Annotated in this window: 15 protein-coding genes and 1 pseudogene; 12 read left to right on the top strand and 4 right to left on the bottom strand. The window is 43.1% G+C overall.

All coding sequences use genetic code 11. The annotated features are described in order from the left end of the window. The first annotated feature begins 79 nt into the window (after window positions 1-79). From HMPREF9960_RS04795 to HMPREF9960_RS04775, 5 genes and pseudogenes are all read left to right on the top strand, one after another. Entirely contained in the window at window positions 80-802 is a 723-nt protein-coding gene (locus HMPREF9960_RS04795; protein WP_005589614.1) for a hypothetical protein, read from the top strand. Between the two features lie 26 nt (window positions 803-828). After that, window positions 829-1,244: pseudogene (locus tag HMPREF9960_RS04790) on the top strand (YbgA family protein). Between the two features lie 161 nt (window positions 1,245-1,405). After that, the gene (locus HMPREF9960_RS04785) at window positions 1,406-1,837 is read left to right on the top strand and encodes an SP_0198 family lipoprotein (RefSeq protein WP_005589616.1); all 432 of its coding nucleotides are present in this window, start codon (window positions 1,406-1,408) and stop codon (window positions 1,835-1,837) included. 257 nt (window positions 1,838-2,094) lie between these two features. Continuing rightward, on the top strand, window positions 2,095-3,156 hold the full coding sequence (locus tag HMPREF9960_RS04780) for an ABC transporter permease (RefSeq protein ID WP_005589617.1): 1,062 nt from the start codon (window positions 2,095-2,097) through the stop codon (window positions 3,154-3,156). Next, window positions 3,157-3,822, top strand: coding sequence for an ABC transporter ATP-binding protein (locus HMPREF9960_RS04775; protein WP_005589619.1), 666 nt, complete (start codon window positions 3,157-3,159; stop codon window positions 3,820-3,822). It abuts the gene before it with no gap. Window positions 3,823-3,927: 105 nt separating this feature from the next. Here the strand turns inward: HMPREF9960_RS04775 and HMPREF9960_RS04770 are convergent, their stop codons facing one another. From HMPREF9960_RS04770 to HMPREF9960_RS04760, 3 genes are all read right to left on the bottom strand, one after another. After that, window positions 3,928-4,113: a hypothetical protein gene (locus HMPREF9960_RS04770; protein ID WP_005589621.1), complete on the bottom strand. Its 186-nt coding sequence runs from the start codon at window positions 4,111-4,113 to the stop codon at window positions 3,928-3,930. Window position 4,114: 1 nt separating this feature from the next. Beyond that, window positions 4,115-5,488 carry a tRNA uridine-5-carboxymethylaminomethyl(34) synthesis GTPase MnmE gene (mnmE, locus tag HMPREF9960_RS04765; protein WP_005592145.1) on the bottom strand — a complete coding sequence of 458 codons (1,374 nt, stop codon included), beginning with the start codon at window positions 5,486-5,488 and terminating at the stop codon, window positions 4,115-4,117. A gap of 230 nt (window positions 5,489-5,718) precedes the next feature. After that, window positions 5,719-6,336, bottom strand: coding sequence for a CD20-like domain-containing protein (locus tag HMPREF9960_RS04760; protein ID WP_005589623.1), 618 nt, complete (start codon window positions 6,334-6,336; stop codon window positions 5,719-5,721). Between the two features lie 226 nt (window positions 6,337-6,562). Here HMPREF9960_RS04760 and rpiA point away from each other — a divergent pair, with 226 nt between their 5' ends. The 7 genes from rpiA to HMPREF9960_RS04725 all read left to right on the top strand — a co-directional run bounded on the left by rpiA (window position 6,563) and on the right by HMPREF9960_RS04725 (window position 13,102). After that, window positions 6,563-7,240 carry a ribose-5-phosphate isomerase RpiA gene (gene rpiA / locus HMPREF9960_RS04755; protein ID WP_005589624.1) on the top strand — a complete coding sequence of 226 codons (678 nt, stop codon included), beginning with the start codon at window positions 6,563-6,565 and terminating at the stop codon, window positions 7,238-7,240. Between the two features lie 13 nt (window positions 7,241-7,253). Beyond that, a complete protein-coding gene (locus tag HMPREF9960_RS04750; protein ID WP_005589625.1) occupies window positions 7,254-8,465 on the top strand; it encodes a phosphopentomutase in 1,212 nt (403 codons plus the stop codon). Window positions 8,466-8,491: 26 nt separating this feature from the next. Beyond that, window positions 8,492-9,304, top strand: coding sequence for a purine-nucleoside phosphorylase (locus HMPREF9960_RS04745; RefSeq protein ID WP_005589626.1), 813 nt, complete (start codon window positions 8,492-8,494; stop codon window positions 9,302-9,304). A 2-nt stretch (window positions 9,305-9,306) separates the two neighbouring features. Beyond that, complete coding sequence (locus tag HMPREF9960_RS04740) at window positions 9,307-10,590, top strand: chloride channel protein (RefSeq protein ID WP_005589627.1); 1,284 nt, start codon at window positions 9,307-9,309, stop codon at window positions 10,588-10,590. 301 nt (window positions 10,591-10,891) lie between these two features. After that, a complete protein-coding gene (gene deoD, locus HMPREF9960_RS04735; protein ID WP_005589628.1) occupies window positions 10,892-11,599 on the top strand; it encodes a purine-nucleoside phosphorylase in 708 nt (235 codons plus the stop codon). Window positions 11,600-11,601: 2 nt separating this feature from the next. Continuing rightward, entirely contained in the window at window positions 11,602-12,378 is a 777-nt protein-coding gene (locus tag HMPREF9960_RS04730; protein WP_005589630.1) for a Gbs1250 family HEPN protein, read from the top strand. Beyond that, entirely contained in the window at window positions 12,371-13,102 is a 732-nt protein-coding gene (locus HMPREF9960_RS04725) for an NAD-dependent protein deacylase (protein WP_005589631.1), read from the top strand. Before HMPREF9960_RS04730 ends, HMPREF9960_RS04725 begins: the two co-directional genes overlap by 8 nt. A gap of 48 nt (window positions 13,103-13,150) precedes the next feature. Here HMPREF9960_RS04725 and HMPREF9960_RS04720 read toward each other — a convergent pair whose 3' ends face one another. Beyond that, window positions 13,151-14,059: a LysR family transcriptional regulator gene (locus HMPREF9960_RS04720; RefSeq protein ID WP_005589634.1), complete on the bottom strand. Its 909-nt coding sequence runs from the start codon at window positions 14,057-14,059 to the stop codon at window positions 13,151-13,153. Window positions 14,060-14,111 lie beyond the last annotated feature (52 nt).

The following is a 14,111-nucleotide window of genomic DNA, read 5'->3' as shown; positions in this document are numbered from 1 at the left end:
ATCTAATAGTAGGACTTTATAAAAAACTTGATTTATGGTATCCTAGTCTCAATAAATATTTTACAGAAAGAATATTTTAATGGGATATAAAAGAAGTTATGCAGCTGAAATTGTAGCTATTATTATTGTTATTATTGGAACCTTCATATTCATTGGAGTAATGCAATCACCAAATAGTAGTGGTGGGAACCACAGTGATCGCTTAGAACAGCTAGAGTCTGAACGAAAAGATGCAAAGTTGAATGAAAGCCCGATGACTATTGAAAAAGCCAAAACCTTGGTTAATTCGGATTTTGCACCTGAGAATGAAACACCAGAAGAAGAGCAAAAAAGACTGCAAGCTTTTGTAGAGACCTATAATAAACAATTAGAGTCCGAACAAGCTTCTATCCGAAGAGAAAAGGAATCTGAGCAAGAAATTCTCAATCAAAATAATGAATATGTGGGTCCAATTCTAATTGGTGCAGGTATTATAGTTACTATTTTAGGTGTTTCGGCTTATAAGAAAGCTCATGAGCCTGCAGCTTTTACTATTTCTGATGATAAGATTGATGTTAAACCCTCTGTTTTCCAAGATATAAATCACATTAATTTAACAAATATTAAGCAAATCGAGTATGAAATTAGACGTGCTTATTCTAAAAATTCGAGATCAACTTATCGCATACTTTATTTTAAAGACGAAGAAGGAAAAACACTGGAAGAGATTGACTTGAATGATCTTGTTGATGCTGATTTCAATACCATTTATAAAGAAATCAGTAAACGTGCTCCGCATATTGAATGGATTTTTCCAGAATAAAAGAAAAGATTGTAGGAAAAGTAATTATGGAAAATTTGAACCAAATCTCCCAATGTCAGACTCTTTGGGCTAAAAATAAATATCTGGTTCTCAGTCATTCCAGTAATATTTATCTGGAAATCCGTCAGTATCTGAAAAGTGACTTGGTGGAAGCAGCACATGTCCAAGACTTGATTGACCAGGCGGTAGCCCTGCCTGAAAATCGCGGTCAGGTCTGCAATGCCTTTCAGCATATTTGGGGCTATTTTAAGAAAAAAGCCAGCCCAGCTGAAAAGAAAATTTTATGCTTCTTTTAGAGCGATACCAAGTAGGTCAGGTGGAGCAGAAGGTTTTGGTAGAAGCTGTAGAAGATTTGCTTAGAAAGTACCCCAATCCCTATCTGCAACAGTCAACCTTGATATTTGGGGATGATGCAGAAGGCTCGTCCATTAAGGATGACTAGCTTTGATCCTCTAGAAGAAGCAATAGATTTTACATCTCCAGTCAAGTTAGGCTGGAGAATTTTCTATTTTTAGATAAAAAATGCTATATGATTGACAAACAAAACAGACAATTGTAGAATATATATGTAAACTACAAATGTAGAAAAAAGGAGAAAACACTATGACTATTTCGAAAAAAGCCTTTACTGGAATCTTATCATTAACAGTCGCAGTTCTATTGACTGCTTGCTCAGGCAATGCTAATCAGGGAGGAAATGCTAGCTCATCACAGAATACCCAAAGCCAAACATCACAGCCTGCGCAAGAACAGACTTCTTTATCCAATGCAGGTCAGACCAGCAATCTAGACGGACGCTACCAAGCAACCGACCATGATGGTGACCAGCATGTCCTAGAAATCAACGGTAGGACTGGTACTTGGACTGAAACCGAGGTCGATGGCAGTAAGGAAATCAAACAGGTTCAGGTAGATACGGCTAGTCAAAGATTGATTGTCGGTGACGATGTCAAAAGTTACCGACAAAATGGCAATCAGCTGATTGTGGACGAACTAGATGATGATCCAGATACTCTGACCTTTACTAAGCAGTAAAGCGTTTCTCAATCTGCTCAGAAAAAGAGTGTGCGAAGCGTAAAGAAAAAGAAACAAGAACGGTTTCGTTATATGAACTGAAGCCCTTGTTTCCTTTATTTTGCGATTTTCTTTCACGGAATGTTTCTGACTTAGTGAGTGACTATACGGATTAATGACCGTTTTTTGCCTGAATCTAGTCATTATTAGTCTTATATGTTTTTCTAGCTTGCTTCTTTATGATATAATGGTCTTCAATATCTCAAAGGAGGATAGCTTTGTTTTTAGCTTTTAAAGAGATTGTCTACAGCCGCGGACGCTATCGTTTAGTGGTTTCTGTGGTCTTTCTTATTACCTATATGGTTTTCTTTTTATCCAGTCTTTCCGTCGGCTTGGCTAGGCTCAATCGCTTGGCTTTGGACCAATGGCAGGCTGAATCAATCGTCTTGTCAGAGTATGCCAATAAGAATCTGGTTGCTTCGACTCTCAAGGAAGAGGAGTATAGTAGCCTGCTTCAAGGGGACTCAATTGCGGCTTTGGGACAGACGTCAGCAGTGGCCAATTATGAAGATGGGACGGATAAACTCAATGCTCAGGTTTTTGGTCTCTCTTGGGATAGTTTTCTAGCGCCTGACATTATTGAGGGACGTCCTGCTGAGAATGCTCATGAAGTCATTGCGGATAAGCGTCTGCAACAAAAAGGTGTGAAACTGGGCGACCAGCTCCAGCTCAATGGTAGTGAGCACCTTTATCAAGTTGTTGGCTTCACAGAGGATAATAGCTTCTTTACGCAACCTGTAATTTTTATGGATCTAGATGATTTCAGGGAATTAAAGTACGGCTCTAGTCAGGTTAAGAATATCAGCGCACTTGTGGTCAAGGATGGTCAGAAGATTGAAGAAACTGGGCTTAGTCAGCTCTCTATGAGTGATTTTATAGAAAATATCCCTGGTTATCAGCCTCAGGTACTGACTTTTTCCTTTATGATTGGGGCCATGGTTCTGATTACCTTTTTAGTATTGGGGATTTTCATGTACATTATCACCATTCAGAAGACCCAACTTTACGGTATTATGCGTGCCCAAGGGATTGCCAGTGGGAAGATTATTGCTTCTATTTTCTGGCAGATTTTCATCCTGTCTACTCTGGGGATCAGCTTAGCTGTCTTGGCTCTCTTGGGAACCCAGCTAGTCTTGCCGGCTTCTATGCCTTTTTACAGTGACTGGCGAGCTTATGCTGGATTGATTGTCCTGATTGTTTTCATGTCACTGGCTGGCGGGCTCTTGTCCATTCACCGGGTTCTGAAAATTGACCCTATCACAGCGATCGGAGGTGAGTAAATGTCAATCATAGAACTAAAAGGAGTTACAAAAGAATATGGCCAGGGGCATACGCTGGTCCAAGCCCTGAAACCAACTGATTTCCAACTGGAAGCAGGGCAGTTTGTAGCTATTATTGGTCCCTCAGGCTCGGGTAAAACAACTTTTCTGACCTTGCTGGGGCATTTGCAAACTCCTTCAAAAGGACAGATTCTGCTGCATGGGAAAGATACTTCCCAGCTTAAGGAAAAGGAACGAGCTGCTCTACGCTTCAATGATTTTGGCTTTATTTTGCAGGCTTCCAATCTCATTCCTTTTTTGAAAATCGAAGACCAGTTCCAGCTGATTGACCGCTTATCTAAAAAGGAAAGGACGGATCTAGACAGTCTGATTGAGTTGCTAGATTTAAAAGGAACTCTCAAGCAGTATCCGAAAGAATTGTCCGGCGGAGAACGGCAGCGGGCTGCTATCGCCAGAGCGCTTTACAATAGCCCAGATATTATCTTGGCTGATGAGCCGACAGCTAGTCTAGATACGGAGCGGGCCAAGCGCGTGGTTCATCTGCTCAAAGAAGTGACTCAAAAATTTAACAAGAGCGTGGTCATGATTACCCATGATACCCGCCTACTGGACGAGGTTGACAAGGTCTATGAAATGCAAGACGGAGTGCTGACTCAAGTCCGATGAAGATGTAGCCAAACAAAAAATAGTTTGGGACAAGGAGAATACCGCAATTCATGATCAGGCAAAGCATCAGCTTGATTGAATAGACAACCAAACACGGCTCCATGTTCAGGAACCGTGTTTCGTTTTCTTCATTTTCTGGTGATTTTCAGGATTTATTTTGGTGGTGCGGGCTTTGTGGAGGAGGACCACCAACCAGCTGCGTTTTTGGATGCGCTCTCTGACTTGCCCATTCTTTCGACTTTCTAGGTATTCGCCTAGATTTTTTGCTTTGATAAACTCTGTGATTCCCATATTATTTTCCTAGGCAGAATTGGCTGAAGAGTTGGGTGATGAGTTCGTCTGGTGCGGCGTCACCAGTGATTTCTCCTAGGATTTCCCAAGTGCGGGTCAGATCGACTTGGAGGAGATCCACAGGCATGCCTAGTTCCAGTCCTTGATTGACGGCTTGCAGGCTTTCGACAGCCTTTTTGATGAGAGAGATGTGACGGGCATTGGACAGATAGGTGGCGTCTTGCTCGAGAATTCCAGCATTTTCAAAGAAGAGCTGGTTGATACGATCCTCTATTTTATCAATATTTTGGTTGTGGAGGACGGAAATCTTGATAGCATTTGCTGGCAGCTGGTCTAGCTCAATCTTTTCTTCAAGGTCAGTCTTGTTAAGCAGTACGATGCGATTGCTATCTTGACTGATTTCAAGCAATTGTTTGTCTTGGTCGGTCAGGGGCTCACTGGCATTGAGAACCAAGAGAACCAAGTCAGCTTCCTGTAAGGCTTTTTTAGAGCGCTCAACGCCAATCTGCTCCACAAGATCATCTGTTTCCCGAATGCCTGCAGTGTCAATGAGCTTGAGCGGTACGCCGTTGATATTGACGTACTCCTCAATCACATCACGAGTTGTCCCCTCAATATCGGTCACAATGGCCTTGTCCTCACGCAGAAGGTTGTTGAGTAGGCTGGATTTGCCGACATTAGGCCGACCGATGATAGCAGTCGAAATACCCTCGCGAAGAATCTTTCCGCGTCGAGCAGTTTTGAGGAGATGGGTCAGAAGTTGCTCAAATTCTAGCGTTTTTTCACGAATGATTTCCGTCGTTGCTTCCTCAACATCGTCGTACTCAGGATAATCAATATTGACCTCTACCTGAGCCAGTGTATTGAGGATTTCCTGACGGGTGCTATTGATAAGGTCGGAAAGAGAGCCGTCCAACTGCTTGACAGCATTGTTCATAGCTTTATCTGTCTTGGCCCGGATGATATCCATGACAGCCTCAGCCTGAGTCAAATCCACGCGCCCATTGAGAAAGGCCCGCTTGGTAAACTCGCCAGGCTCTGCCAGTCTAGCCCCCTCGCGGATAGCCAGCTGCAGTATTTCATTGGTCACCGCAATCCCACCGTGGGTGTTGATCTCGATGATATCTTCACGGGTGAAAGTCTTGGGAGAACGCATAGCCCCGACCATGACCTCATCCAGAATCTCTTGATTTTGAGGGTCAACGATATGGCCGTAGTTGAGTGTGTGGCTGGCCACTTTGCTTAAATCCTTACCTCTAAAGATTTTTTGGGCAATAGCAAAGCTGTCAGTCCCGCTTAGTCTGACGATACCGATGGCTCCTTCCCCAAGAGGGGTCGAAATCGCAGCGATGGTATCAAATTCTCGTGTTATCATGTATATCCTTTCAAATAGCTTATATAACAAGCTTTTTCTAATATTCCGCCCAAAATTCACCCAAAAAGTTTTTGAGAGTTGTGCATCATTTTGTCCTTGCTTTGCATTGATTAATAAGTATAGTGGGAAAGTGGTAGTTAAATCCTTGTGTCTTAGTAAAATGCGATTGATGGCTAGAGTTCTTTCCAATATTGGTAGAAGATAAACAGCTGTCAGGTAGGAAATTTATTTTATTCTAAACCTGTTCCTATCTTGCTAGTCAGTAGGAAAGAACCGTCTTCGTTTTTTGAAAAAGTTAGGACGACGGCTTGATACTTGCTTCCTCCTGGTAAGTAGGTGATGGTTTTTAATTCAGAGCCGCTGACAGTGGAAGTAGTTTCGTCAGTTGGTTTGCCGTGGTCGCGAATGACGTCGTCGTATTTTGTTCCGCCTGCACCTCTTTTCAAAATATCGCCCTCTTTGAGTGCATCAAATTCTGCTTTTGTCCATGTAAACTTCGTATTTTCTTCTTTTTCCTTTTCTTCTTCTCTTTCTGACGAACCAATATAGGAACGGTAAGAGCTCGAAAGAGTATCAAACCTTTTTCCCATTTCATTGAACATACGGGAATAGAATGATAGAGTGACCAGTGCGATGATTAAGGAGAAAAAGGAAATGACAGAGCCAATTATAGCCAAAGTTTTCGGTTTCTTTTGGTTAATAATGAGACCGATAATAGCAAGGATAAGAGCAATAGTACCGATAAAAAAAGATAGATAATTGATGATTGGTATCCAGGAGCCAAGTAAAGCGATTGCTCCAAAGACAATGGCTAAAATACCTAGAACTTTATTTTCTTGCTGCATCATAACAACCTCCTCAGATTTTCTATAGCTTACTACTTGAAATATGTATTTCTTTTAGTAATTTCCCTATCTTCATTGTAGCGTAAAATAGAACTAGGAGCAAGATTTTAAGGAGATTTTCGTGAAATGGAGCACTGTTTAAACGCGAAGAACCGTTTAAAGATCTGAAAACACTTTCAAATTTCAAAGAATTGTGATATACTAAACATAGTTGATTTGAGGAGGTGCTATGGAAACTCTAAAGAAACTAGCAGGCATCAAGGCTGCTGAATTTGTCGAAGACGGGATGGTGGTCGGTCTGGGAACAGGTTCGACTGCTTACTATTTTGTCGAGGAAATTGGTCGACGTATCAAAGAGGAAGGCTTGCAGATTACTGCAGTCACAACCTCTAGCGTGACTAGCAAGCAAGCAGATGGCTTGGGCATTCCGCTGAAATCCATTGATGAAGTGGATCAGGTCGATGTGACCGTTGATGGAGCTGATGAAGTGGATCCTCAGTTCAACGGCATCAAAGGCGGAGGCGGGGCCCTGTTGATGGAGAAAGTTGTCGCGACACCTTCCAAGGACTACATCTGGGTGGTTGATGAGAGCAAATTGGTTCAAAAGCTAGGTGCTTTCAAGCTACCAGTCGAAGTAGTGCAATATGGTGCGGAGCAAGTTTTCCGTCACTTTGCTCAAGCAGGCTACAAGCCAAGTTTCCGTGAAAAAAATGGCCAACGTTTTATCACGGATATGCAGAACTTCATTATTGATCTAGATCTAGGTGTAATCGAAAATCCAGTCGAATTTGGCCGAGAATTAGATCATATCGTGGGCGTTGTTGAGCACGGCCTTTTCACCAAAATGGTCAACAAGGTGATTGTCGCTGGTCAAGGTGGCGTGAACATTTTAGAAACAGACAACTAGAAAAGAGGTTTTCATGTCAAAATTTAATCGTATTCACTTAGTCGTTATGGACTCAGTCGGCATTGGGGCGGCACCAGATGCTAACAATTTTGTTAATGCAGGGGTGCCAGATGGAGCTTCCGATACGCTGGGACATATTTCCAAAGCAGTCGGCCTAGAAGTGCCAAACATGGCTAAGCTGGGCTTGGGCAATATCGAGCGTGAGCAGGCGCTGAAAACTGTACCAGCTGAGGAAAATCCAAGTGGTTACTATACTAAATTAGAAGAAGTTTCTTTAGGTAAAGATACCATGACAGGTCACTGGGAAATCATGGGTCTGAACATTACTGAGCCTTTTGATACTTTCTGGAATGGCTTCCCAGAGGAAATCTTGACTAAAATTGAAGAATTTTCTGGTCGCAAAGTTATTCGTGAGGCGAACAAACCTTATTCTGGCACGGCAGTTATTGACGACTTCGGGCCTCGTCAGATGGAAACTGGCGAATTGATTATCTATACTTCTGCAGATCCAGTTCTTCAAATTGCGGCCCACGAAGAAGTGATTCCTTTGGAAGAGCTCTATCGTATCTGTGAATTCGCCCGCTCTATTACCTTGGAACGCCCTGCGCTTCTAGGACGGATCATCGCTCGCCCTTATGTAGGTGAGTCAGGCAACTTCACTCGTACAGCCAATCGCCATGACTATGCAGTTTCTCCATTTGAGCCAACTGTTTTGGACAAGCTCAATGAAGCTGGCATTGATACTTATTCAGTTGGTAAGATTAACGATATCTTCAACGGCGCTGGTATCAACCACGACATGGGTCACAACCAATCCAATAATCATGGAGTGGACAATCTAGTCAAGGCTATCCAGTCTGAGGACTTCAAGTACGGCTTCTCATTTACCAACTTGGTGGACTTCGATGCTCTTTATGGTCACCGTCGTAATCCGCATGGCTACCGTGATTGTCTGCAGGAGTTTGACACTCGCTTGCCAGAAATCATTGAAAACATGCGGGAAGACGACTTGCTCATGATTACCGCTGACCATGGTAATGACCCGACCTATGCCGGAACAGATCACACTCGTGAGTACATTCCGCTCTTGGTTTTTGGTAAATCACTCAAGGGGAATGGTCACTTGCCTGTTGGACATTTTGCGGATATTTCAGCAACCATCGCTGACAACTTCGGTGTGGACAAGGCCATGATTGGTGAAAGCTTCTTGGACAAATTGGTATAAGCATAAGAGAGTGAGGAATATATTTTATGACAACATTATCTGAGAAAATCAAAGCAACGGCAGCCTTTCTGAAAGAAAAAGGCATGGCAGAACCTGAGTTTGGTCTGATTTTGGGCTCTGGTTTGGGAGAATTGGCTTCTGAAATTGAAAATGCTGTTAGTCTTGACTATGCGGATATTCCAAACTGGGGCCGCTCAACTGTCGTTGGTCACGCTGGTAAATTAGTCTATGGAGACTTGGCAGGCCGCAAAGTCTTGGCACTGCAAGGTCGTTTCCATTTCTATGAAGGAAATCCATTAGAAGTCGTTACCTTCCCAGTGCGCGTGATGAAGGCTCTCGGTGCGACAGGTGTTATTGTGACCAATGCTGCCGGTGGTATCGGCTATGGCCCTGGTACGCTTATGGCCATCACTGACCACATCAATATGACTGGTCAAAATCCTTTGATTGGTGCAAATTTGGATGAATTTGGTCCACGTTTCCCCGATATGTCTAAATCTTATACACCAGAATATCGTGCAACTGCTCATCAAGTCGCTGATAAGCTTGGCATTAAGCTGGATGACGGTGTCTATATTGGTGTTACCGGTCCAACTTACGAAACGCCAGCAGAAATCCGTGCTTATAAGACGCTCGGAGCAGATGCAGTTGGCATGTCTACTGTTCCCGAAGTGATCGTGGCTGCCCACTCAGGATTGAAAGTCCTCGGTATTTCATGCATTACCAATCATGCTGCTGGATTCCAAGAAGAGCTTAATCACGAGGAAGTGGTTGAAGTGACAGAGCGTGTCAAAGGTGATTTCAAACGATTACTTAAAGCCATTCTTGCTGAATTGTAATCATGTTAATAGAATTGAGGAGAATTTTTCGAAAAATCCCTTATAATTTTAGATTATTCATAGCAGTAATTCTGCAAGGAATAGTTTCGGGTTTATCTGGTATATTTCTCCATTATCTTTTAGAGATGGCGGAGGGGCTAGCTTTTGGTCAGTCAGAGCATCATAATGGATTTTTGACAGATGGAGTTTCCTCCTCACGGATAGGACTAAGTTTAATAATCGTGGGTCTTAGCTCGTCCTTAGTCTGGTACTTCTTGCAAAAAAGGTCGAAGATTTATTCCATCAAAGCTCAGATGAAGGATGAGACTTCACAATACAAGCTTCATTTTTTAAAACAGCTATTTCATTCAATTTGGCAGATTATTGCAGTTGGAGGGGGAGCACCTATTGGTAAAGAAGCTGCACCACGAGAGATTGGAGCCCTATTTGCAGGTCCAATTGGAAAAATATGTATACTGTCTATGAAGGATCGTATCTTTCTCCTTGCTTGTGGTGCTGGTGCTGGTTTAGCAGCTGTCTATCAGGTTCCATTAACAAGTGTTTTCTTCGTTTTTGAGACTCTAGGAATTACTTTATCTATCAAGCGATTTGTCTTAGTCGGTTTGACTACCTATGTGTCTACCTATATAGCAGGCTTGGTTATTTCAGATAATGCTCTTTACCAGCTTCCAGCTATCGCATGGTCATTAAAGGAAGTGTGGATTGTCCCTTTATTACTTCTTTTCTTAACTCCCCTAGCTTGGCTTTTTGGTCGCTTAAGTAAAGAAGTGTCTTCAAACAAGATAAAAGATCAACGAATACTTCTCACTTTGCCCTCAGCTTTTCTGTTTCTTGTTGGTATGGCAAGTTACTTTCCACATCTACTTGGCAATGGACGCATGATGGCTCAGGAAATTTTAAATGGTAGCGATGGTAAAACAGTGCTTCTCATGTTTTTCCTAAAAGCAGTGGTCGTTCTTATTATCCTTTGGGCAGGGGCCTATGGTGGTACTCTTACGCCATCTTTTGCCTTGGGGATGGCTGGAGCTGCTCTCTTGGGCATGATTCTAGGTTTGGACAGCCAGCCAAGCATTTTGCTTTTGGGATCGGTTTGCTTTTTATCTGTGACCTTGAGGGCGCCCTGGTCTGCAACTGGATTAGTAATAGGTTTCACTGGGTTAGGGTTAGATTCTCTTCCTTATCTCTTAGTAACAGCTTTCCTAGCTTATGGTTTTGCAAAAGTGTTAGATCGCTTTCCTTGGGCTAGTATACTGTGTAAGATGTCAAAGAATGATGTCAAAGAATAAAGTAATTAGGTAGGAAATGCCCGTTTCTTCTAATCAAGGATTTATCTTAAAAGATTAAAAACTATTGTCAGTTTATCAATAACTGTTTTAAATAAAAATGTAGTAGGCTCATCGGAGTCATGATTGAATACGATTTTTCCTAGCTATGAAATATAAAAATAAAAAAGAAAGGTAGAGCGCGTGTTTTGATTTGAACACGAGCGGAAAACTCGGAAAATAGATAATCTGACTGAGAAATCAGGATTTCTCGTCAGATTCCTAATTTTCAGTCGTTTTCTTGTCGCTCTTTGTATCATAAATTATGTCTATCCATATTGCTGCTAAACAAGGTGAGATTGCTGATAAAATTCTCTTGCCGGGTGATCCGCTTCGTGCTAAGTTTATTGCGGAAAATTTCCTAGAAGATGCCGTTTGCTTTAACGAAGTGCGGAACATGTTCGGCTACACTGGTACCTATAAGGGTCAGCGGGTTTCTGTCATGGGAACAGGGATGGGAATGCCGTCTATTTCCATCTATGCGCGTGAGTTGATTGTGGACTACGGTGTGAAAAAGCTAATTCGTGTGGGAACGGCTGGTTCCCTCAATGCAGATGTTCACATTCGTGAATTGGTTCTAGCTCAAGCGGCTGCGACTAACTCAAACATTATCCGCAATGACTGGCCTCAGTATGATTTTCCGCAGATTGCCAGCTTTGACCTGCTGGACAAGGCTTATCATATCGCTAAAGATCTGGGCATGACGACCCATGTCGGAAATGTTTTGTCGTCAGATGTTTTCTATTCGAACTATTTTGAGAAAAATATCGAGCTAGGCAAATGGGGTGTGAAAGCTGTTGAAATGGAAGCTGCAGCCCTTTACTATCTGGCTGCCCAGCACCAAGTAGATGCTCTAGCTATCATGACCATTTCTGATAGCTTAGTCAATCCTGACGAAGATACGACAGCAGAGGAACGGCAAAACACCTTCACTGATATGATGAAGGTTGGTTTGGAAACCTTGATTGATTAAGCATGAATCTAGATTTAAAAGAGGAAATTCTCTTTGCGATTTTCCGTTATGACTATGCTTATGCCTATAAGCTGGCGCAACAGTTGATGAGCGGCTCACCAGTTTTGACAAAATTGTTGCATATTCTGGCAGAGCGCAGAGAGCTCAATATTCTGCCAGCCATGGATGAAGAGTTGAAGACTGCCTTGCAGACGCAAAGCGGTTTTCAGCTTTTTTGTCATACCGATTTGCCTGATGAGCAACTGGCCAACTATCTCTATGATTTGGAAGCCAAGCTGCGCAATGAGCAGATTATTGACTTCGTTCGAGCGGTCAGCCCAGCGATTTATCGGATTTTCATGCGCTTGATCAAGCTAGAAATTCCTGATATTGAGCACTTTATCCATAATTCTCGTGAGGCCAGCTATGACCATTGGAAGTTTGAGCGGATGCGGGAGTCGGATTATGCTGCCTTACAGGTATTTCATGCAGAAAGCACGGTCAATTCATCCAGTCTGACAGAGCTGATTTTGCATTTGGATCTGCCAGAGTCTGTCAAGGAAGAGGTCAGACAGCTGCGGGAATTGGAAAAGTCAGTCCGAAATCCGCTGGCTCATCTGATTAAGCCCTTTGATGAGGCAGAATTATATCGGACAACGGGCTTTTCCTCCCAGCATTTTATGGAGATTTTGGTGGACTTGGCACGTTTCACAGGGATTGTCTACGATCGGGAACATTTTTATTTTGATGAGGCAAACCGCTTGGTTAGAGCTTTATTGACAGGAGAGGAAAATGGATAAAATACAGCAGTTGCAAGACATGATTGACCAAAGTCAGAATATCGTCTTTTTCGGTGGGGCGGGTGTCTCGACCGAGTCTAATATCCCTGACTTTCGCAGTTCGGATGGGATTTACAGTGTCAAGCTGGGTCGGCATTTTACAGCAGAGCAGCTGGTTTCGCATACCATGTTTGAGCGCTATCCGCAGGAGTTTTTCGACTTTTACAAGAAATACCTGCTCTATCCAGATGCCAAGCCCAATGCGGCTCACGCCTATCTGGCTCATTTGGAGAAGACAGGTAAGCTCAAGGCTGTGGTGACGCAAAATATTGACAGCCTGCACGAAATGGCTGGTTCAAAAAATGTCCTCAAGTTGCACGGCAGTGCGGATAGAAATTTCTGTCTAAACTGTCAGCGATTTTACGATTTGGAGGCATTTCTAGCTCTGTCTGGGACGGTGCCCTACTGTCCTGACTGCGGCGGCGTGATCAAGCCCGATGTCACCCTCTATGAAGAGTCCTTGGATATGGAGACCTTCCAGCAAGCTGCGCAGGCCATTCATCAAGCCGACCTGTTGATCATCGGGGGCACCTCCTTGGTGGTCTATCCTGCGGCTAGTCTCATCCAGTACTTTGCTGGCAAGCATCTGGTCGTTATCAACAAGACCAGTATTCCACAGGATAAGCAAGCTGACCTCATCATCGAAGGTAAGATAGGGGAAGTTTTGGAGAAATTACGACAATAAAAAGAACACCTGATGTGAGCACTGGATGCTTGTTTCAGGTGTTTTACTTTATTTATCAAACTGTACTTCCTCAATCAAATACTCGATAAAGCGCTCGCCCATCTTGGACAGGCTAGCCTTTTCGTGCTGGATATAGACCAACTCGATTGGGTCATCGATGTCCAAAGGGATGGAGACGATATTATCACCGTTGAGGTTGCTGTTGAGAATACCAGTCGCAATCGTGTAGCCATCCAGACCGATCAAAAGGTTAAAGAGGGTTGCGCGGTCGCTGACAACGATGGACTTTTTATGGTGCTCCTGTGAGAGAATTTCCTCAGAAAAGTAGAAGGAGTTGTGAGTACCTTGGTCATAGCTGAGATAAGGGAAATCTTCCAAGTCTGACAGTTGTACCAGCTTTTTCTTGGCCAACGGATTGGACTTGCTGACAAAAATATGGGGCTGTGCTGTGAAGAGATGGGTCGCAATCAGATGGCTATCATCCAGCATTTTAGAGAGGACATCACGATTGTAGCTGTTGAGGAAGAGGACACCGATCTCGCTGCGGAAGTTCTTCACGTCATCAATGATTTCCCAAGTCCGAGTTTCCCGCAGAAAGAGCTCGTATTTCTCCATGTCGCTTTTTTTGAGCAATGAGACAAAGGCATTGACCACAAAGGCATAGTGCTGGGCAGAGACGCTAAAAAGCTCGCGGTGGGCGACAGGATTTTTGTATCGTTCCTCTAGAAGCTGAGTCTGCTCAACCACCTGCCGGGCATAAGAAAGAAACTCCATGCCGTCTTTGGTCAAGGTGATTCCTTTAGGATTACGAATGAAAATCTCGATGCCCATTTCATTTTCCAAATCTCGCACAGCGTTGGACAAACTAGGCTGGGTGATAAAAAGTTGCTTGGCAGCTTCGTTCATGCTGCCTGTCTCGACGATTTTGATAATGTAGTGTAATTGTTGAATTCTCATAGGTCTATTTTATCATAAACTGGGGATTTTTTCCTGATAAATCAGAAGTTTA

Origin of the sequence: Streptococcus cristatus ATCC 51100, from assembly GCF_000222765.1 — a bacterium.
In the GTDB taxonomy this organism is placed as follows: domain Bacteria; phylum Bacillota; class Bacilli; order Lactobacillales; family Streptococcaceae; genus Streptococcus; species Streptococcus cristatus.
Note: the sequence above shows the minus strand (reverse complement) of the source record. Positions and strands in the feature narration are given on the sequence as shown.

Coding starts and splice junctions, on each gene's coding strand:
- HMPREF9960_RS04795 (WP_005589614.1), top strand. CDS start 80: ATGGGATATAAAAGAAGTTATGCAGCTGAAATTGTAGCTATTATTATT.
- HMPREF9960_RS04785 (WP_005589616.1), top strand. CDS start 1,406: ATGACTATTTCGAAAAAAGCCTTTACTGGAATCTTATCATTAACAGTC.
- HMPREF9960_RS04775 (WP_005589619.1), top strand. CDS start 3,157: ATGTCAATCATAGAACTAAAAGGAGTTACAAAAGAATATGGCCAGGGG.
- HMPREF9960_RS04770 (WP_005589621.1), bottom strand. CDS start 4,113: ATGGGAATCACAGAGTTTATCAAAGCAAAAAATCTAGGCGAATACCTA.
- mnmE (WP_005592145.1), bottom strand. CDS start 5,488: ATGATAACACGAGAATTTGATACCATCGCTGCGATTTCGACCCCTCTT.
- HMPREF9960_RS04760 (WP_005589623.1), bottom strand. CDS start 6,336: ATGATGCAGCAAGAAAATAAAGTTCTAGGTATTTTAGCCATTGTCTTT.
- rpiA (WP_005589624.1), top strand. CDS start 6,563: ATGGAAACTCTAAAGAAACTAGCAGGCATCAAGGCTGCTGAATTTGTC.
- HMPREF9960_RS04750 (WP_005589625.1), top strand. CDS start 7,254: ATGTCAAAATTTAATCGTATTCACTTAGTCGTTATGGACTCAGTCGGC.
- HMPREF9960_RS04745 (WP_005589626.1), top strand. CDS start 8,492: ATGACAACATTATCTGAGAAAATCAAAGCAACGGCAGCCTTTCTGAAA.
- HMPREF9960_RS04740 (WP_005589627.1), top strand. CDS start 9,307: ATGTTAATAGAATTGAGGAGAATTTTTCGAAAAATCCCTTATAATTTT.
- deoD (WP_005589628.1), top strand. CDS start 10,892: ATGTCTATCCATATTGCTGCTAAACAAGGTGAGATTGCTGATAAAATT.
- HMPREF9960_RS04730 (WP_005589630.1), top strand. CDS start 11,602: ATGAATCTAGATTTAAAAGAGGAAATTCTCTTTGCGATTTTCCGTTAT.
- HMPREF9960_RS04725 (WP_005589631.1), top strand. CDS start 12,371: ATGGATAAAATACAGCAGTTGCAAGACATGATTGACCAAAGTCAGAAT.
- HMPREF9960_RS04720 (WP_005589634.1), bottom strand. CDS start 14,059: ATGAGAATTCAACAATTACACTACATTATCAAAATCGTCGAGACAGGC.